General features: G+C 35.4%; 20 protein-coding genes. 7 read left to right on the forward strand and 13 right to left on the reverse strand.

Annotated features, from left to right (window positions below; translation table 11 throughout):
- Position 1: 1 nt before the first annotated feature.
- Both FA046_RS05505 and FA046_RS05510 read right to left on the reverse strand, forming a co-directional pair.
- The gene (locus tag FA046_RS05505) at positions 2-961 is read right to left on the reverse strand and encodes an FKBP-type peptidyl-prolyl cis-trans isomerase (protein ID WP_136825391.1); all 960 of its coding nucleotides are present in this window, start codon (positions 959-961) and stop codon (positions 2-4) included.
- 78 nt (positions 962-1,039) lie between these two features.
- On the reverse strand, positions 1,040-2,050 hold the full coding sequence (locus FA046_RS05510; protein ID WP_136825392.1) for a DHH family phosphoesterase: 1,011 nt from the start codon (positions 2,048-2,050) through the stop codon (positions 1,040-1,042).
- A gap of 107 nt (positions 2,051-2,157) precedes the next feature.
- Here FA046_RS05510 and FA046_RS05515 point away from each other — a divergent pair, with 107 nt between their 5' ends.
- The gene (locus FA046_RS05515; protein WP_136825393.1) at positions 2,158-2,577 is read left to right on the forward strand and encodes a nucleoside-diphosphate kinase; all 420 of its coding nucleotides are present in this window, start codon (positions 2,158-2,160) and stop codon (positions 2,575-2,577) included.
- A gap of 102 nt (positions 2,578-2,679) precedes the next feature.
- Positions 2,680-2,874, forward strand: coding sequence for a hypothetical protein (locus FA046_RS05520; RefSeq protein ID WP_136825394.1), 195 nt, complete (start codon positions 2,680-2,682; stop codon positions 2,872-2,874).
- Positions 2,875-2,876: 2 nt separating this feature from the next.
- Here FA046_RS05520 and FA046_RS05525 read toward each other — a convergent pair whose 3' ends face one another.
- Both FA046_RS05525 and recF read right to left on the reverse strand, forming a co-directional pair.
- A complete protein-coding gene (locus FA046_RS05525; RefSeq protein ID WP_136825395.1) occupies positions 2,877-3,167 on the reverse strand; it encodes a DUF721 domain-containing protein in 291 nt (96 codons plus the stop codon).
- Positions 3,160-4,263: a DNA replication/repair protein RecF gene (recF, locus tag FA046_RS05530; RefSeq protein WP_136825396.1), complete on the reverse strand. Its 1,104-nt coding sequence runs from the start codon at positions 4,261-4,263 to the stop codon at positions 3,160-3,162. The genes FA046_RS05525 and recF overlap by 8 nt, the downstream gene beginning before the upstream one ends.
- A 199-nt stretch (positions 4,264-4,462) precedes the next feature.
- Here recF and FA046_RS05535 point away from each other — a divergent pair, with 199 nt between their 5' ends.
- The 4 genes from FA046_RS05535 (at position 4,463) to ytxJ (ending at position 7,040) form a co-directional block, all read left to right on the forward strand.
- Positions 4,463-5,137: a tetratricopeptide repeat protein gene (locus FA046_RS05535; RefSeq protein WP_136825397.1), complete on the forward strand. Its 675-nt coding sequence runs from the start codon at positions 4,463-4,465 to the stop codon at positions 5,135-5,137.
- 63 nt (positions 5,138-5,200) lie between these two features.
- Positions 5,201-5,695 (forward strand): 6,7-dimethyl-8-ribityllumazine synthase, encoded by a 495-nt coding sequence (gene ribH / locus FA046_RS05540; protein WP_136825398.1) that lies wholly within the window; start codon positions 5,201-5,203, stop codon positions 5,693-5,695.
- Positions 5,696-5,973: 278 nt separating this feature from the next.
- The gene (locus FA046_RS05545; RefSeq protein WP_136825399.1) at positions 5,974-6,711 is read left to right on the forward strand and encodes a hypothetical protein; all 738 of its coding nucleotides are present in this window, start codon (positions 5,974-5,976) and stop codon (positions 6,709-6,711) included.
- Positions 6,708-7,040, forward strand: coding sequence for a bacillithiol system redox-active protein YtxJ (gene ytxJ / locus FA046_RS05550; protein ID WP_136825400.1), 333 nt, complete (start codon positions 6,708-6,710; stop codon positions 7,038-7,040). The genes FA046_RS05545 and ytxJ overlap by 4 nt, the downstream gene beginning before the upstream one ends.
- Positions 7,041-7,074: 34 nt before the next feature.
- Here ytxJ and FA046_RS05555 read toward each other — a convergent pair whose 3' ends face one another.
- Positions 7,075-7,482, reverse strand: coding sequence for an OsmC family protein (locus FA046_RS05555; RefSeq protein WP_136825401.1), 408 nt, complete (start codon positions 7,480-7,482; stop codon positions 7,075-7,077).
- Positions 7,483-7,672: 190 nt separating this feature from the next.
- On the opposite strand from FA046_RS05555, the gene FA046_RS05560 reads away from it, so the two are divergent.
- Positions 7,673-8,656: an ABC transporter ATP-binding protein gene (locus tag FA046_RS05560; RefSeq protein ID WP_225870885.1), complete on the forward strand. Its 984-nt coding sequence runs from the start codon at positions 7,673-7,675 to the stop codon at positions 8,654-8,656.
- Positions 8,657-8,761: 105 nt separating this feature from the next.
- On the opposite strand, the gene FA046_RS05565 is transcribed toward FA046_RS05560, so the two are convergent.
- From FA046_RS05565 to FA046_RS05600, 8 genes are all read right to left on the reverse strand, one after another.
- A complete protein-coding gene (locus FA046_RS05565) occupies positions 8,762-9,181 on the reverse strand; it encodes a type II toxin-antitoxin system VapC family toxin (protein ID WP_136825402.1) in 420 nt (139 codons plus the stop codon).
- Entirely contained in the window at positions 9,171-9,416 is a 246-nt protein-coding gene (locus FA046_RS05570) for a DUF6364 family protein (protein ID WP_136825403.1), read from the reverse strand. Before FA046_RS05570 ends, FA046_RS05565 begins: the two co-directional genes overlap by 11 nt.
- Positions 9,417-9,526: 110 nt before the next feature.
- Positions 9,527-10,585 carry a 3-isopropylmalate dehydrogenase gene (gene leuB / locus FA046_RS05575; RefSeq protein WP_136825404.1) on the reverse strand — a complete coding sequence of 353 codons (1,059 nt, stop codon included), beginning with the start codon at positions 10,583-10,585 and terminating at the stop codon, positions 9,527-9,529.
- A gap of 203 nt (positions 10,586-10,788) precedes the next feature.
- The gene (locus FA046_RS05580; protein ID WP_136825405.1) at positions 10,789-12,360 is read right to left on the reverse strand and encodes an alpha-isopropylmalate synthase regulatory domain-containing protein; all 1,572 of its coding nucleotides are present in this window, start codon (positions 12,358-12,360) and stop codon (positions 10,789-10,791) included.
- A gap of 37 nt (positions 12,361-12,397) precedes the next feature.
- Positions 12,398-12,994 (reverse strand): 3-isopropylmalate dehydratase small subunit, encoded by a 597-nt coding sequence (gene leuD, locus FA046_RS05585; protein WP_136825406.1) that lies wholly within the window; start codon positions 12,992-12,994, stop codon positions 12,398-12,400.
- A 106-nt stretch (positions 12,995-13,100) separates the two neighbouring features.
- Positions 13,101-14,507, reverse strand: coding sequence for a 3-isopropylmalate dehydratase large subunit (gene leuC, locus FA046_RS05590; protein ID WP_136825407.1), 1,407 nt, complete (start codon positions 14,505-14,507; stop codon positions 13,101-13,103).
- Between the two features lie 287 nt (positions 14,508-14,794).
- Positions 14,795-16,303: a 2-isopropylmalate synthase gene (locus FA046_RS05595; protein WP_136825408.1), complete on the reverse strand. Its 1,509-nt coding sequence runs from the start codon at positions 16,301-16,303 to the stop codon at positions 14,795-14,797.
- Between the two features lie 38 nt (positions 16,304-16,341).
- The gene (locus FA046_RS05600; protein ID WP_136825409.1) at positions 16,342-17,904 is read right to left on the reverse strand and encodes an ATP-binding cassette domain-containing protein; all 1,563 of its coding nucleotides are present in this window, start codon (positions 17,902-17,904) and stop codon (positions 16,342-16,344) included.

Consider the following 17,904-nt stretch of genomic DNA (forward strand, 5'->3'; position numbering starts at 1 on the left):
TTTATTTTATTGGAGCTACCGGAGCTGGTGGCGGAGGAGTGCCACTTTTCTTAATTACATTCACTAATTCTATTTCAAAAATTAGTGGAGTAAATGGTCCAATCATACCGCCTGGCATTCCTTGATCACCGTATCCAAGACTAGATGGAATGATTAAAGTAGATTTTCCACCTTTTTTCATTTGCAATACGCCTTCATCAAAACCAGGGATTACATTACCTCTTCCTATAATTAGGTTTAAAGTAGTGTAAGGAACTCTAGCAGGGTTAAATATTTTTTCTTTTTTAGCTACATCTTCTAAGCTTGTGTCAAATACTTTTCCAGAGATTAATTTTCCGGTATAGTTAACTTGAACGCTATCGCCAGCTACTGGTTGTTCACCTTTACCTTCTGTAAGGGTTACCATTTGTAAGCCCGAAGGAAGTACAGTTGCCTTAAGTTTATTATCTTCAACGTATTGCTTAATTTTAACAACTTCTATTTTCTTAGCTTTTTCTCCTTCAGCTTTAAAGAAAGTTTCAATTTTGGCTTGAAATTCTTCTTGTTTAGTAGAATCTTTATGGATAACGTCTTCTATTTTAACAGTATAGATCACATATTTTCCTTTAATGCCTTGTGGTCTTGGTTGCCCTTTTTTCTCAGCAGAATCTAAATCAATTTTAATAGTTGCGCTATCACCTTTAGTAAGCATTTTTACGGCATAAAATAAATCACCGTCATACATTGGCTTAGGTACAAAAGTTTGAGAAGCTCTACCTAATTCGTAAGAATTATAAAGAACAGAGTCTCCGTCTGTTTTTGCAATAATGTTTAAGCTGATAAAATCGCCTTCTTTAATAGAATCGCCTTTAGCATCTTCATGGATGCTATACATTAAACCTGCCGGACCTTTTTGAAGGCCACCTTTACAAGCTGCAAATCCTAATGCAGCAACAGTAATCATTAATAATCCTTTTTTCATCTATATTTTATTGTTTTTATATACTTTTTGTTGTTATTAGTCTATGGTCCATTGTCGATGGTCAATTGTCCATGGAAATTATTGCAATAATAAGTGTTTATACTCTGGCAATATTGATTTAAATTTTTCAATCACAGTTTCAAACGGTTCATCTGATTGGCCGCCCGAAGCATTTTTATGTCCCCCGCCGTTAAAATATTTTTTACAAACTTCATTAGCAGGAAAATCTCCTACAGAACGTAAAGAAAGCTTAACTTTATCAGAACGTTCTATAATAAACGCCGCTAACTTAATACCATTTATTGAAAGCGCATAATTTACTACACCTTCTGTTTCTCCGGTTTGTATATCAAACTGCTTAATATCTTCCTTACTTACCGTAATAAGTGCAGTATTATATTCTCTAAAAACTTGTAATCTGCTGCTTAAGCAGAAGCCTAAAAATTTCAATCGACTTTCGGTAGCGTTATCGTAAACTTGTTGATGAATTTTCCAGTTTACGGCACCAGCATCTATTAAATTGGCAACAATTCTGTGCAAATCTGAAGTTACTGTTGGGAAACGGAAAGAACCAGAATCAGTCATGATACCAGTATATAAACAAGTAGCTACATCTTTATTAATTAAATCTCCATCATTTAAATGATAAACAATAAAATCATAAATTAATTGAGCCGTAGCACAAGCTTTGGTATTCCAATGTCTAAAATCTTCAAAACCTTCAGGTTCTAAATGATGATCAATCATTACTTTTATGGCAGTTGATTTTCTTACTTCTTCACCAAGTTCATTGATTCGCGAAAGCGCATTAAAATCTAAACAAAAAATAAAATCAGCATCAGCAACCAGTTGTTTACTTTCTGCTTCCTTCTCTGTATAAATAATTACTTCATTATTGTGAGGTAGCCAATGTAAAAAATGAGGATAATCAGTTGGAGAGATCACCTTTACATCATGACCTTTTTGAATAAAATAGCTGTATAAACCCAATGAAGAACCCATAGCATCACCATCAGGCTTGTGATGGGTGGTGATAATAATCTTACAAGGTTGAGCTAATTTTTCTTTAAGCGAGTCTAAATCAATCATCAATTTTATTGAAAGGGCGAAGTTAAGCAAATCATCCGAAAATATGTGCAATACTTTTTGTTATGATTTTAAAAGCCTACTTTTGCAACAATTTTAAAAAAATGAACATGGTAACGAACAGAACTTTTACAATGATTAAGCCTGATGCAGTAGCAAACGGACACATTGGAGCTATTTTAGATGATATAATTAAAGGCGGTTTTAAAATTGTAGCGATGAAATACATTCAGCTTTCTCCAGAAAAAGCGGGTGAATTTTATGCAGTTCACAAAGAACGTGGTTTTTATGGCGAATTGGTAAGCTTTATGTCTTCTGGACCTATAGTAGCTGCTATTTTAGAGAAAGACAACGCTATTGAAGATTTTAGAAAGCTAATTGGCGCTACTAACCCAGCCGACGCTGCAGAAGGAACTATCCGTAACAAATACGCAAAATCTATTGATGCAAATGCGGTTCATGGATCTGATTCTGACGAAAATGCACAAATTGAAGGTAGTTTCTATTTTACTGCTTTTGAGCGTTTTTAAGAAAGAATGAGTTTTTGAAAGGCTTCTGTGAGAAATTGCAGAAGCTTTTTTTATTGAAATTAAAATGGATGCGCTATTTATAGAAAAGTATAACTTTGAAACATGAAAATTTTAACTCGTCAATACGTCATTTTTTTTATTATTGTGTTAGTGGTGTCGCCAATAATTGGAATGGGATTAATGAATGAAGAATTTACACCATTATTTGCCGCCAGAGCATTATTTACTGCAACTTTAAGCACCGTATTATATTTTATGTTTAATAGAAGAACAGCGCAGCAAAGAAAAAACAACTAATTTTAAAGAAACACAATTTCTTCTACTACCACTGCGCCAGCTTTTTCGTTTAAATTACTGATGATTTGACTGCGCATCATTTTCAATTCATTTTTTACTACCGAAGATTCTATTCTAACAAATAATTTTTTGTCTCTGATGAAAATCTCTTTGGTTCTATTGGCCACCGCCTTACCTACCACATCTTCCCAAGAGGCTACAGCAAAAGTTTCGTCAAATTTTCCTTTTAAACGATAAACCTTTAACAGTTGATCCATCGCCTCTTTTAAGGTTTTATCATTGGTTCTACTCATGGCTTACCATACTTTTATCAATATGAAATAATTTTAAATCAACACCAATCTCTTCAAAAATACGCTCTACTCTTTCTGCGTTGGTATCGGTAATAAAAATCTGACCAAAATCTTCTTCAGAAACCATTTTCATCAATTTAGTCATTCTTAAATCGTCTAACTTGTCAAAAATATCATCTAATAAAAGTAAAGGTTTAAAGCCTTTTTGCTGATATAAAAAGCTGTATTTAGCTAATTTTAAAGCAATTAAAAATGATTTTTGTTGGCCCTGAGATCCAAACTTTTTTAAAGGCATCCCATGTATCTGAAAAGTTAATTCGTCTTTGTGTATGCCTACGCTGGTTCTTTGTAGTATTCGGTCTCTTTCTACCGATTTTTTTAATAAGGTTTCAAAATCTGCTAAAAACAAAGGCGATTCATAAATTAGCTGCACCAATTCGGCTTCATCACTCAAATATTTGTAGTGCTCATTAAATATGGAAATAAAGGATTCCATAAAAGCTTTTCTTTTTTCAAAAATCTTGTTTCCGGCTCTTACCAACTGCTCATCAAAAATTTCTAGAAGAGTAGGGTCGTACCTGCCGGTTTCTGCAATTTGCTTCAACAGTGCATTCCGGTTTTGTAAAGTTTTGTTGTAGATAATCAGTTCATCTAAGTATTTGGCATCAGTTTGCGAAATTACGGTATCAATAAACTTCCTGCGTTCTTCGCTTCCATCTAAAATTAAGCTGGTATCGTTTGGCGAGATCATCACCAAAGGGAACAAACCAATATGATCAGCCAGACGCTGATATTCTTTTTTATTCCGCTTAAATTGCTTTTTCTGATTTTTTTTAATGCCACAAGAAATCAATTCATCAGAATCGTTTCTATCAAACGTTCCTTGTATCATAAATAAATCTCTATCCTGCTTTATTTGTTGACTATCTATCGGATTAAAATAACTTTTACACAAAGAAAGATAATGTATGGCATCCAATAAATTGGTTTTACCTGCTCCGTTGTTTCCGGTAAAAGCATTCGCCCCTTCAGAGAAACTAAGCATAGCTTCATCGTAGTTTTTAAAGTTAATTAACGACAGGTTTTTAAGATACATTGGGTGTAAAGTTAGGAAAACCAACGGGTTTTATCTGTAAATGATGAGTATGGTAGATAAATTTTACTGTTTAAAAAGCCCTTCATTGTCTTTCTGTTATGCTTTTTACATTAAGCGGATAACTATCTCACAATAATTTAATAAATGAGTTGTTGTTTTTAATGAAAACACTATTTTTGCACTCTTTAATAAAATCAAAATGTCAGATAAAGAGAACGATCAGCTTGCACAGCTAACAGGCGAATGGGGTAAAACCGGAGCTTTTATTCAGGAGAATAGAAAAAGCCTATTGGTAATTGGTGCTACAGTAGTAGGATTAATTTTACTATTTTTTGCTTATCAAAGATTTTATTTAGCGCCAAGAGAAACCGAGGCTGTTGATCAAATGTTTAGGGCACAACAATATTGGGAACAAAAAAACTGGGATAAAGCCATTAAAGGCGATGGAAACTTCCCTGGTTTCGAAAAAATTGTAGAAGATTATGACAATACCAAATCAGCTAACTTAGGTTACTATTATCTAGGAATTGCTTATTTAAATAAAGGCGAATACCAAAAGGCTGCTGAGAACTTAACTAAATATAGTGGTTCTGATCCAATCCTGGCTCCAGAAGCTTTAGGCGCAACCGGAGATGCCTATGTAGAACTAAAAAATTACGACGAAGCAATTGTGTTTTATAAAAAAGCGGTTGCTAAAGGCGATAACCTTTTTGCAGCACCAATTTATTTGAAGAAACTAGGATTGGTTTACGAAGAGCAAAAAGATTTTAAATCTGCGGTAGACAGCTACTCAAAAATTAAAACTGATTATCCTGAAAGCGCAACAGCAAGTACAATTGATATGTACATTGCCAGAGCAGAAGGTAAATTATAATCAATAAAAAAATGAACAAAAAAAGGTTAGTTGATTTCAGCTAACCTTTTTTATTTTTACAATATGGCCACTCATTTAAAAAACCTTTCAGATTTTTCTCATACAATTGTTCCTTCGGGCAAACCTTTTCGTTTCGGAATCGTAGTAGCCTCTTGGAATGTTGCGGTTACCGGTAAACTATATCAAGGCGCTTATGATTCTTTGTTGAAACATGAAGTGGAAGAAGATAACATCATTTCTGTTGATGTAGCAGGGAGTTATGAATTGATTTCTGGTGCCGATTTATTATTGAGCAATAAAAACATAGATGCAGTAATTTGTTTAGGCTGTGTAATACAAGGAGAAACCCGCCATTTTGATTTTATTTGCGATGCGGTGGCCAATGGAATTGCTCAAGTAAGCATAAAGCACACTAAGCCCGTAATATTTGGAGTTTTAACCACAGATAATCAAGAACAAGCATTAGATAGAGCAGGCGGGAAGCATGGTAATAAAGGAGATGAAGCAGCAATAACCGCTATAAAAATGGCACACCTTCATTTATCTTTAAAAGATTAGTGTTTAATTTATAGCAATTTATATATCTTTAATAAAAATTACGCTCATGAAAATTTTATCTCCATACAATTTGAGGTAAATGTTTCATCACCGTACAAAAAATCATAAACAAAATGAAAAAAGTGATTTATGTAATGCTCACGGTAATGATATTAGGTACTATGCTTCAAGCATGTACTTCTAAACTTTGTCCGGCTTATAATTCCTATCCTCAAGCAAAAGGAAGAAGGTAAAAAACAATTTACTTCCAAAACGCTTATTAATCAAAAATAACTTAAATGAAAAAGATAGTTCTTTTATGGGCAATTGGTATTGCTCTATTTTCTTCGGCTACAGCTCAAGAAAAAGATCAAGTAATTAAAAAAGTATGGGAAGCAGTTGGTGGTAAAGCTACTTTTGAAAAAAGCAGGTACATCCAATTCACCTTTGCATCAGAAAGAAACGGACAAGTAGGTAACGGAAGAAATCATATTTGGGATAGGTATACTGGCGATTATCGTTTTGAAAGCAAAGCCGCAAATGGCAAAACCACCACCGTTCTTTTTAATGTGAATACGCAAAAAGGAAAAGCTTTTGAAGATGGGATATTACAGCCAGATACCACATCTGCCAAATTAATAAAGAGAGCTTACGGTGCTTTTATTAACGATACTTATTGGTTAATGGTTCCGCTAAAATTACAAGATCCAGGCGTAAATACCGCTTTAGAAGCTTCAGAAACTATAGACGGTGTTAAGTGTGAGGTGATCCATTTAAATTTTGATAAAGTAGGTTTAACTCCAGGAGACCAATATTGGTTATACGTAAATGCGTTAACCGGAGAAATCACCAGATGGAAATTCTTATTACAAGGACAAAAAAATACCTCAGTATTTGAATGGGCGCCTTATCAGGATTTAGGAAACGGATTAAAATTATCACTTAAGAAAACCAATTTAGAAAGCAAAAGTGCCATCGTGTTTCCGGGGACGAAAGTTTTGCCAAGTGTAACAAAAGATATTTTTATTAAACCATGAACTGGATTAAATTAGAAAGCGAAGAGCAAATTAATGAAATTAAAAATGATGCAGGTTATAGTATTATTTTTAAACACAGCACCCGCTGTTCCATTAGTATGATGGCAAAGAAAAGAGTAGAGATGGATGCCGATGAATTGCCACAAGAGATTAAACCTTATTTTTTAGATTTAATAGCCTTTCGTGATTTGTCAAGCCTTATTGCCGAAACTTTTCAGGTACATCATGAGTCGCCGCAATTGCTGCTTATTAAAAACGGAGAATGTTTGTTAGATCAATCTCATGGAGATATTTCTATTGAAGAAACTGTTGAAGTAGTTCAAGCATAAAAAAAGCTTCCCGAATTTTCGGGAAGCTTTTTTGTTACCAACCAAAATCTATTACTCTTTTAATATCTGGATGTAAGCTGTAATGTACAGGGCAGTTTAAGCCTGTATGTTCTAATATTTTCTTCTGCTTGTCAGAATATTCGTCTTTTTTAGGGAAGTGTAAGTTTACATGTATTTCGGTGACTCTTCTTGGGTTAGCTTCCATTATTTTAGTCACTTCTGCTGAAGCGCCATCCATATCAATTTCATGAGTTTGCGCAGCAATACCCATTACGGTAAGCATACAATTTGCAAAAGAAGTAGTCATTAAATCTGTTGGAGAAAAAGCTTCGCCTTTTCCGTGGTTATCAACCGGGGCGTCGGTAATAATTTCATCACCAGATTGTAAATGAGTAGAAGTGGTTCTTAAACCACCATTGTATATCACTTTAGAAGTTGCCATAAAATTTATTTAAGCTCAAATTTAAAAATTTTATTGAGGGAAAGATCGCAATTCTTTTATATCAATTTGAGCGCTTTAAGCAAGTGAATAAGCTAGCATATATAGTGAAAAACATAAGAAAAATCCCTTTCATAAAATATAGCCTTCAAGTTCATTTTTTTTTATCTTTACACCCCGTTAAAAAATTGATATGATGCCATTTCTGCAGTTAAATAAGGTCACCAAGAATTTTTCAGAAAATACACCATCAGGTGTGTCTGAAATAGATTTGACCATTCATGCAGGGCAAATCATTACCATAATAGGCGAAAGTGGCAGTGGAAAAACCACACTTTTAAAACTCATTTATGGCTATTTAGTCCCACAAATAGGAACCGTACTTTTTAACGGAGAGCCCATTAAAGGGCCTACAGAAAAACTAATTCCTGGGCATGATGAAATGAAAATGGTGACCCAAGAACTTACCTTAAATATTTATGCCAAAGTTTTTGATAACATTTCATCACAACTATCTAATGCAGATTTAGAAGCAAAGCATGAGCTAACCTTACAAACTATGGAGTTTTTAAGGATAGATCATTTAGCAAACAAAAAAATAGTAGAATTAAGTGGGGGAGAGCAACAAAGAGTAGCCATTGCCCGAGCTGTAATTACGGAGCCCAAGGTTTTGTTATTAGACGAACCTTTTAGCCAGGTAGACACCATTTTAAAAAGACAGTTAAGAGACGATATAGAGCGTTTAGCAAAATTTTTAGGCATTACGGTGATTATGGTTTCACATGACCCTACAGATGGGCTATCGCTGTCTAACCATGTTATTTTTATCAAAGACGGAAAAATCATTAGAGAAGGCAGTCCGCAGGAAGTATATTTTGACCCACGAAGTGCTTATGTAGCCAAATTATTGGGGAAAGCCAATATCATTAAAAACGCTCCTTTTTTACCTTACACCGCCCCAATTTATGCGGTTTATCCTCATCATATACAGTTATCTGAGCAGCCAACAGCTTATTTAGCTACGGTAAGAAGTGTGCATTTTAATGGTGCTTACCAAGAAGTAGAACTTATTTTTGAAGGTAAAAACCTATTGGTTCACGATGCTCAATTTGTCTCTTTGCAAAAGGGAGATGCTGTTTATTTTGATGTCAATCAATACTTTTCTTTAGAGAATTAGGGCGTTTCCTTGCAGGTCGCATGTTGCAGGGCTTCGCTTTGCTACGGTTTTTTTTAAATGAAGAATTTAAAAAAGAACTCAACCCTTTCACTCACTAACGCAGATCTAAGCTACCAATTTAATAAAGTCCTTTACATCAACAATTGGTAGTTTAGCGTTAGCGAACTTTTGGAAATCAATATCAAAACTTATTAAATAATCCATTTTGTGGTTTAACGCTGTAAAGTATTGTAAGGCATCTTCTATATCTTTAGAATCTGATTTTAAGGCGTCTAACGCACCTTCATGATTGCTATCTATTACTTTAATATGTTCTAATAGTTTTAATAGCGTAGTTTTGGCAACATCAACTCCGAGATATTTAGTAAGCCAATAACCTATAATGTGTAGAATTGAGGAGCTGATAAAAAGCTTTATATTTCCTTTTTCCTCTTGCTCAAAAATGAGTTTTACATCTTCATAATTCTTACGTTTTAAAACAAAATCTAAAATAACATTGGCATCTAAGAAAATTTTAAAAGCCATATTTCTCAGATTTATTTTCGTAGTAAGCTTTCTTAAAATCTATTTCAGCATCAATTTCAGGAACTTCGAGTTTATCTATATAATCTATTAAAGATTCTGAATCAGCTTTATTGGCTAATTTTTTTAAATAATCCTCCACCAATTCAGATAAGCTCTCTTCAATTTGAGAGGCATATTTTTTAGCTTTTATCAAAACCTCATGTTCTATTGTTAGATTAACTCTCGTTTTCATCATTCAAAAATACGTATAAATTTTATTTATGCGTATAATTTTGTTTTTTCAACAAAAAAAAACCGACGATGATTTATCGCCGGCCTCTCGGTTTAGGTTGATTGGTAAAATTCTTAAATATTTTTAGCTAGCCAATCGCCAACTTCACTGGTTTTATAAGCTTTGTTTTTTCCGGCTAAGTCTTCGGTTACAATACCTTCGGCTAAAGATTTATTGACTACTGCTCTAATCGCATCTGCTTCAGCTTGTAAGCCAAATGCATCTTCAAACATCATAGCTGCCGAAAGTACAGTTGCTAATGGATTGGCAATGTCTAAGCCTGTTGCTTGTGGGTAAGAACCGTGAATTGGCTCATACAAAGAAGTATGAACGCCTTTAGATGCTGATGGCATTAAACCCATTGAACCAGAAATTACTGATGCTTCATCGGTTAAAATATCGCCAAATAAGTTTTCGGTAATTAATACATCGTAAGAATTTGGCCATTGTACCAAACGCATTGCTACGGCATCAACAAATTCATAACTTACGGTTACTTCTGGATAATCTTTTTCCATATCCTGTACGGTTTCTCTCCATAATCTGGAGGTTTCCATGACGTTGGCTTTATCTACACAGCACAATTTTTTACCACGAGTCATGGCAATTTCGAAGCCCATTTTAGCTAAACGTTGCACTTCAGCTCTGGTATAAGTACAGGTATCAAAAGCGGTATCTCCATTGTCTTTTCTGCCTTTTTCGCCAAAATAAATACCTCCAGTTAGCTCACGTAAGATAATTAAATCAGTTCCTTCTATACGTTCTCTTTTTAGCGGAGAATTATCAATTAAAGAAGGGAAAGTGAAAGTTGGACGAACGTTGGCAAATAAGCCTAGTTTCTTACGCATTTTAAGCAAACCTTGTTCTGGACGAACAGTTGCTTTTGGGTCGTTATCGTATTTTGGATGCCCAATTGCGCCAAATAAAACGGCATCAGCGGCCATACAAACTTCGTGTGTGCTATCTGGATAAGGTTCTCCACAAGCATCAATGGCGCAAGCGCCTGTTAAAGCTGATGTCCAGGTAATATCATGATTATATTTTTTGGCAATTACATCAACTACCTTAACGGCTTGAGCAATTACTTCTGGTCCAATTCCGTCTCCTGCTAATAGGGCAATATTTAGTTTCATTCTTTTTATTTTAGTATCGAGTAGTTAGTATCAAGTATCAAGAGCCTATCTACGTTCTATTGTAATTTATTAAGTTTATTTTAGTATTAAGTATTTAGTATCGAATATCAAGACCTTTGCAGGTTTACTATCTATTTGCCACAATATAAGGAGTCTTGATACTTGCCATCTTGCTACTTATTTGTCACAATACAGGAATCTTGCTACTTGCTACTTGATTCTTGATACTCAAAACCTTTATATTCCTGCATTTGCCCTTCCATAATGTTCAACATTTTTTCGGTGGCTTTAATGGCACAAACGGTTTGGTCTGAATCTAAACCTCTGGTTTTAAAAGTTTTTTTATCTGTTTGCCATGTAATTACTGTTTCGCATAAAGCATCAGAACTGCTGCCGGGTGCAATATGTACCACGTAATCTATCAAAGCTGGAAGTAGTTTACCTTGTGATTTATATAAAAAGCTTAATGCCAGCATAAAAGCGTCAAACTGTCCGTCTCCCTGGGCGTGTTCTTCGTAAACTTCTCCATTTATTTTAATGGCAATAGTTGCCGATGGTCTTAAGCCTTTAGAATGCGAAAGCACATAAGATTCTACTTTTACTTTATCCTGATAAGCTTTACTGTCTAAAACATCAGAGATAATATAAGGCAAATCATCTTGAGTAACGGTTTCTTTTAAATCGCCCAACTCAATCACTCTTTGGGTAACTTTCTTTAAATCGGCATCATTTAGTTTTAAGCCTAATTCTTGTAAATTCTTTTCAATATTGGCTTTGCCCGATGTTTTTCCTAAAGCATAAGAACGTTTACGCCCAAATCTTTCAGGTAATAAATCGTTAAAATAAAGATTATTTTTATTGTCGCCATCTGCATGGATGCCCGCAGTTTGGGTAAATACATTTTCGCCAACAATGGGTTTATTAGCGGGTATTCTTACGCCTGAGAAAGTTTCGACTAATTTACTCACTTTATAAATAGAGCATTCTTTTAGGCTAATTTCAATTTCGGGTAAAAAATCATTAATCACGGCAATTACGCTTGCCATTGGGGCATTTCCGGCTCTTTCTCCCATTCCGTTTACGGTTAAATGTAAACCATCAATTCCGGCGTTTACGGCTTCTAATGCGTTGGCGGTACCTAAATCATAATCATTATGTGCATGAAAATCAAAATGGATTTGAGGATACTTAGCCTTGATGTCTTTTAAAAATTTAAAAGTTTCATGAGGCGTTAAAACCCCTAAAGTATCGGGCAATAAAATTCTTTCAATGTTTTGAGTGGCTAAAAAATCAAGGTATTGAAAAACATATTCGGGCGAATTGCGCATTCCATTACTCCAATCTTCTAAATAAACATTGGTTTTGATTCCTTCTTTTACACCTAGCTCAATTACCTGATTGATTTCTGAAAAATGCTGTTCAGGAGTTTTTTTAAGCTGATGAGTTAAATGATTTAAAGAGCCTTTGGTTAATAAATTTTGAACTTTAACGCCAGCTTGCAACATCCAGTCAATAGAAATACCATGATCTACAAAAGTAAGCACTTCTACACGCTCTAAATATCCGTTAGCTGTTGCCCAAGTGGTGACCGCTTTTACAGCTTCCAATTCCCCTTCAGAAACTCGGGCAGAAGCAATTTCTATTCTATCTACCTTCAATTCTTCCAGTAACAGTTGTGAAATTGTTAATTTCTCTGAAACGGAAAATGAAACACCAGATGTTTGTTCGCCATCTCGCAAAGTAGTGTCCATGATTTCTATTTTCCTTTTTTTCATTTGAGGTTGAATCAAGTGTGAGCTAATGAATAATTATTTATAAAGGAAGATGGGTTGCAAATTCCTGAATTTCAGTTTTAATGTTTTGTAAATAATCAATATCATCAAAGCCATTTAGCATGTTATCTTTCTTATAAGAACTGATGTCAAAGTTTTCTTTTTCGCCTGAAGACAACAACGTAATGCTTTGATCATTTAAATTGATCTCTAATTCTGTTTCTGGATTTGCATGTACGGCTGCAAAAATTCTATCTAAGAATTCGGCACTGACTTGTACTGGTAAAACGCCGATATTTAGGCAATTACCTCTAAAAATATCTGCAAAGAAACTTGATACTACTGCTCTAAAGCCATAATCGTAAATGGCCCAGGCGGCATGCTCTCTAGAAGAACCCGAACCAAAGTTCATACCTCCTAATAAAATTTTTCCTTTGTAAACTGGGTTGTTTAATACAAAATCTGCCTTTAAGCTACCATCTGTATTGTATCTCCAATCTCTAAATAAATTATCGCCAAAGCCCACACGTTCTGTTGCTTTAAGAAAACGAGCTGGGATGATTTGGTCTGTATCTACATTCTCTATCGGAAGAGGAACTGCAGTGCTTTTTATGATGTCGAATTTATCGTATGCCATTTTGTGTCTTTTAATATGTTTTAATTTGCTTAAAGCTAAATGCTCAAGGCTGAAAGCCTAAATGGCTAGCCACTTTGCTATTGCTTTAAGCTTTCCGCCTTCTGCTTTAAGCTTCCTCCATCATTAATTCTCTCGGATCTGTTACTTTACCGGTTACCGCGGCAGCAGCTGCAACCAACGGACTAGCTAATAATGTTCTGGAACCTGGTCCTTGTCTGCCTTCAAAATTTCTATTAGAAGTACTCACTGCATATTTTCCAGCCGGAATTTTATCATCATTCATGGCTAAACAAGCAGAACAACCTGGCTGACGTAAAACAAAACCAGCCTCGGTGAAAATATCTAATAAACCTTCTTCTTTGATAGCAGCTTCCACAATATGAGAACCTGGTACCAACCAAGCGGTAACATTGTCAGCCTTTTTGCGACCTTTTACGATAGAAGCAAATGCTCTAAAATCTTCAATTCTTCCATTGGTACAACTTCCAACAAAAACAAAGTCAATGCTTTTTCCAATCATTGCATCACCTTCACCAAAACCCATATAATTTAAAGATTTAGCATAAGTTGCTGCACCACCTTCAACAGCATCAGCAGATGGAATATCCTGGCTAATTCCCATTCCCATACCTGGGTTGGTTCCGTAAGTAATCATCGGTTCAATTTTAGAACCATCAAAAGTGTATTCCTTATCAAAAACTGCATCAACATCAGTTTTTAAGGTTTTATAGTAAGCTAAAGCTTTATCCCAAGCCTCGCCTTTAGGGCTAAATTCTCTTCCTTTTACATAGTTAATGGTGGTTTCATCAGGGGCAATCATTCCGCCTCTGGCTCCCATTTCTATACTCAGGTTACAAACTGTCATACGGCCTTCCATAGTCATTTGCTCAAAAACACCACCAGCATATTCTACAAAATAACCTGTAGCGCCAGAAGTTGTCAATTGAGAAATGATAAATAAAGCCACATCTTTTGGCGTTACACCAAAACCTAAAGAACCCGTTACATTGATTCTCATTTTCTTAGGCTTAGGCTGCATAATGCATTGCGTAGCCAAAACCATCTCCACTTCTGAAGTTCCAATACCAAAAGCAATGGCTCCAAAAGCACCATGAGTAGAAGTGTGAGAATCGCCACAAACAATGGTTGCGCCCGGTTGCGTAATGCCATATTCTGGACCTACCACATGTACAATTCCATTTTTTTGATGACCTAATCCCCAGTGAGAAATACCATATTCATTACTGTTAGATTCTAATGCTTTCAACTGATTAGCCGAAAGTGGATCTTCAACTGGTAAATGTTGGTTAATAGTTGGAGTATTATGATCTGCGGTAGCAAAAGTACGCTCAGGATATAAAACCTTAATTCCTCTGCTTTTTAAACCCAAGAATGCAACCGGACTAGTCACCTCATGAATCAAATGACGATCTATAAAAAGCACATCAGGGCCACCTTCAATTTTGCGGACTACGTGGCTGTCCCACACTTTGTCAAATAATGTATTGCTCATTTTTTTTATTTTTTATGTCATTGCGAGGAACGAAGCAATCTATTTGTTTCATCCTCATTTTATTTTTTATTTGGGCGTTTTAACACGCTATTCGCTCATACTGCACAGGCCTTATTCTCGAGGGCCGGTATCCGCTGCTATCGTTAACGCGATGTGCAACGTTAATAAAGGAAGGATAATCCGAGGATTATCCCTACGGTGCCGTAATCTGTGTCCACAGACGTATTATGCCATGGTCTGTGTCCTCACAGACCATTTCGTTATCTTCACAGACCATTTCGTTACACTTATATAAATTTATTAACAGCGTCTAAATATGCATTTGCTGATGCTTGCACTATATCTGTACTAAAACCATAACCCGTATAGTTTTTGTCTAAATATTTAATACGCATATTCACTTTACTCACATCATCACTTCCGCCTTCTATGGCATCAATATGGAATTCTTTAATGCAAATGTCTTTATCTAAAATAGAATTAATGGCTTTAATAGTTGCATCTACAGGTCCGTTACCAGATGAAGTTGCCTCATGCATTTTACCGTTAATATCTAGCTTAATAATAGATGTTGGAATTAGTGGATCGCCACACATCACCTGTAATAATTTAACCGTTACGCCAGCTTTGTAATTGCGTTCTGTTCCATCACTCATTAAGGCTAATAAATCATCATCCTTAATTTCTTTTTTTTGATCGGCGACTAATAAAAAGCGCTCATAAACATCATCTAAATTGATTTTTTCTAACACATAACCTAATCTTTCTAAATGGTGTTTTAAGGCATGACGGCCACTTCTGGCAGTTAAAATAATAGCCGATTGATCTATACCAACATCCTCGGGGTTAATAATTTCATAGTTTTCACGATGTTTTAAAACGCCATCCTGATGAATTCCTGAACTATGAGCAAAAGCATTTTTACCTACAATAGCTTTATTAGCTTGAACCGGCATACGCATCATTCGGCTCACCATTCCGCTTAATTCGTAAAAATGCTTACTGTTAATTTTGCTGTATTTATTTAAAGTCTGATGTGTTTTTAAAATCATAGCCACTTCCTCTAAAGAAGTATTTCCGGCTCTTTCACCAATACCATTAATGGTACATTCCGCTTGGCGGGCACCATTCTGAATTCCTGCTATGGTATTCGCGGTAGCTAAACCTAAATCATTATGGCAGTGTACAGAAATAATGGCCTGATCTATGTTTTTTACATGATCCATCAAATATTTTATTTTCGAACCATATTGGTCGGGTAAGCAATAACCGTTGGTATCAGGGATATTTACCACTGTTGCACCCGCTGCAATTACGGCTTCCACCATTTGGGCTAAAAATGCATTATCTGCTCTTCCGGCATCTTCTGCGTAAAATTCAATATCCTCAACAAATTTTTTGGCATATTTAACGGCATCAACCCCACGTTGTAAAATATCCTCACGTGTACTGTTAAATTTGTATTTAATGTGCATATCCGAAGCGCCAATTCCGGTATGGATACGTGGTCTTTTTGCATATTTTAGAGACTTCGCAGCCACATCAATATCATTTTTATTTGCTCTGGTTAAAGCGCAAATGATAGGCTCTGTTATCGCTTTTGAAAGCTCCACCACACTTTGAAAATCTCCCGGACTAGATACCGGAAATCCCGCTTCAATTACATCCACACCTAAAGCTTCCAGGCGGAGTGCAATCTCTATCTTTTCAGAAGTAGTCAATTGGCAGCCCGGCACCTGTTCGCCATCGCGTAACGTGGTATCGAAAATGTAAATTCTATTAGGATCGTGTAACATGTTAATTTTTTATTGTCCGCTTTCGCAGGATGCATTTATTATTGCTCAACTAATGTTGAATAATTTTCTTTTTCTATTATTGAATTCTTTTCTAATATTCTTTCGATGACTTTTACTTTGCCATTTTCTAATACTATTCTTTTCTCTAAGCAATTTGGTAGCAGTGATTCAAAATGACCAACATAAATCAGGGTCATTCCATTACTGCATAATTCATCAACCAATTGGTTAAAATGTTGTGTCTGTTGCAGATCTAAACCTTGGCAAGGTTCATCCAAAATCAACAGCTCTGGATTTTTGATAATGGTTCTGGCCAATAAAACCATGCGTTGCTTACCTAAAGGAAGCGCACTCAATAATTCATTTTTGTTTTCGGTTAAACCGAAATAAGCTACCAATTCGTCAACCTGAGCACTTTTTGAAAAAGGTAAATGCTGAAACAAACCCACCGTATCATAAAAACCTGATGCAATACTTTCCCAAACGGTTGATGAAGCATCAAAATACCAATGAAACTCTGGTGATATTAAACCTATATGTTGTTTAATGTCCCAAATGCTTTCGCCACTTCCTCTTTTGTTTCCAAATAGATAAAGCGTGTTGGCATAAGATTGCGGATGATCACCATTAATCAAGCTTAATAAAGTTGATTTTCCCGACCCATTTGGACCTTGTAAAAGCCATTTTTCTCCAGCTTTCACTTCCCAATTGATGTTATTTAAAACTTGCTTTTCGCCATAGCTGATATTTACATCAACCATTTTCACTATGTTATTCGACGAATAAACAGGAGATTCCTTTAAAAAATCAGGAATTTCTCTCTCATATTTTTCAGGCAAAGCCGATGCTATTTCTCTTGAATTCATCTCGACTAGTTCACCTGCTTCGATTGTAGCAAATCGATTGATACAAAATGGTAATTCTGCATCATTACAAATCAAAATTAATTGTACACCTTCCGCTGAAACATCATCTAATAAAACATTTAAGTGTTTACGAGATGCCGCATCCAAACCAGTATAAGGTTGATCTATAATTAACAATTGTGGCTTTAACCATAAGGCTTTAACCAATTGCAATTTTTTATGCTCGCCGCTTGATAATTCAATTAATTGTGAATTTTTTAAAGCAGAAAAACCTAAAGCTTTTAATATGGGTTCAGCATCGGCGAAAGCCAAATTATTTTCCTTGCCATAGCTCATTAATTCAGCATTAACAGTCAAGGTTTCTTTAGCCTGCACACTTGTATAACGCTGCTGGTAATAGAAATTTGCAACACCTTCTACATTCTTAAATTGGTACCAGCTTTCTACAAATAAGGCTTTAGCGGGCAATAAGCTTTCTGTATTAAAGTTGATTTTCACCTCTCCACTCACACTTTGTAAACCCACAATTGCCTTCGCTAAAGCAGTTTTTCCGCTTCCGCTGATTCCGCTTAACAACCAATTTTCACCTTTCAAAATTGTCCAATGCAAATCCTTCAATACCAGTTTGTGTTGATATTTCAGGTTTAAAGTGGAAATAGAAACAAAAGCCTCACCCCAACCCTCTCCAAAGGAGAGGGAGTTATTATGGCTCTGCTCATTGTTCAAATTTTTCAT

The organism is Pedobacter cryophilus, from assembly GCF_005116455.1.
Taxonomy (GTDB): Bacteria; Bacteroidota; Bacteroidia; order Sphingobacteriales; family Sphingobacteriaceae; genus Pseudopedobacter; species Pseudopedobacter cryophilum.

Bases quoted from the DNA above. Each gene is read 5' to 3' on its own strand.
- FA046_RS05565 (WP_136825402.1), bottom strand. From the start codon at position 9,181: ATGGCTTTTAAAATTTTCTTAGATGCCAATGTTATTTTAGATTTTGTT.
- FA046_RS05600 (WP_136825409.1), bottom strand. From the start codon at position 17,904: ATGAAAAATTTGAACAATGAGCAGAGCCATAATAACTCCCTCTCCTTT.
- leuD (WP_136825406.1), bottom strand. From the start codon at position 12,994: ATGGCATACGATAAATTCGACATCATAAAAAGCACTGCAGTTCCTCTT.
- FA046_RS05570 (WP_136825403.1), bottom strand. From the start codon at position 9,416: ATGATGAAAACGAGAGTTAATCTAACAATAGAACATGAGGTTTTGATA.
- ribH (WP_136825398.1), top strand. From the start codon at position 5,201: ATGGCCACTCATTTAAAAAACCTTTCAGATTTTTCTCATACAATTGTT.
- ytxJ (WP_136825400.1), top strand. From the start codon at position 6,708: ATGAACTGGATTAAATTAGAAAGCGAAGAGCAAATTAATGAAATTAAA.
- FA046_RS05580 (WP_136825405.1), bottom strand. From the start codon at position 12,360: ATGAAAAAAAGGAAAATAGAAATCATGGACACTACTTTGCGAGATGGC.
- FA046_RS05595 (WP_136825408.1), bottom strand. From the start codon at position 16,303: ATGTTACACGATCCTAATAGAATTTACATTTTCGATACCACGTTACGC.
- recF (WP_136825396.1), bottom strand. From the start codon at position 4,263: ATGTATCTTAAAAACCTGTCGTTAATTAACTTTAAAAACTACGATGAA.
- FA046_RS05505 (WP_136825391.1), bottom strand. From the start codon at position 961: ATGAAAAAAGGATTATTAATGATTACTGTTGCTGCATTAGGATTTGCA.
- leuB (WP_136825404.1), bottom strand. From the start codon at position 10,585: ATGAAACTAAATATTGCCCTATTAGCAGGAGACGGAATTGGACCAGAA.
- FA046_RS05535 (WP_136825397.1), top strand. From the start codon at position 4,463: ATGTCAGATAAAGAGAACGATCAGCTTGCACAGCTAACAGGCGAATGG.
- FA046_RS05560 (WP_225870885.1), top strand. From the start codon at position 7,673: ATGATGCCATTTCTGCAGTTAAATAAGGTCACCAAGAATTTTTCAGAA.
- leuC (WP_136825407.1), bottom strand. From the start codon at position 14,507: ATGAGCAATACATTATTTGACAAAGTGTGGGACAGCCACGTAGTCCGC.
- FA046_RS05520 (WP_136825394.1), top strand. From the start codon at position 2,680: ATGAAAATTTTAACTCGTCAATACGTCATTTTTTTTATTATTGTGTTA.
- FA046_RS05545 (WP_136825399.1), top strand. From the start codon at position 5,974: ATGAAAAAGATAGTTCTTTTATGGGCAATTGGTATTGCTCTATTTTCT.
- FA046_RS05515 (WP_136825393.1), top strand. From the start codon at position 2,158: ATGGTAACGAACAGAACTTTTACAATGATTAAGCCTGATGCAGTAGCA.
- FA046_RS05510 (WP_136825392.1), bottom strand. From the start codon at position 2,050: ATGATTGATTTAGACTCGCTTAAAGAAAAATTAGCTCAACCTTGTAAG.
- FA046_RS05555 (WP_136825401.1), bottom strand. From the start codon at position 7,482: ATGGCAACTTCTAAAGTGATATACAATGGTGGTTTAAGAACCACTTCT.
- FA046_RS05525 (WP_136825395.1), bottom strand. From the start codon at position 3,167: ATGAGTAGAACCAATGATAAAACCTTAAAAGAGGCGATGGATCAACTG.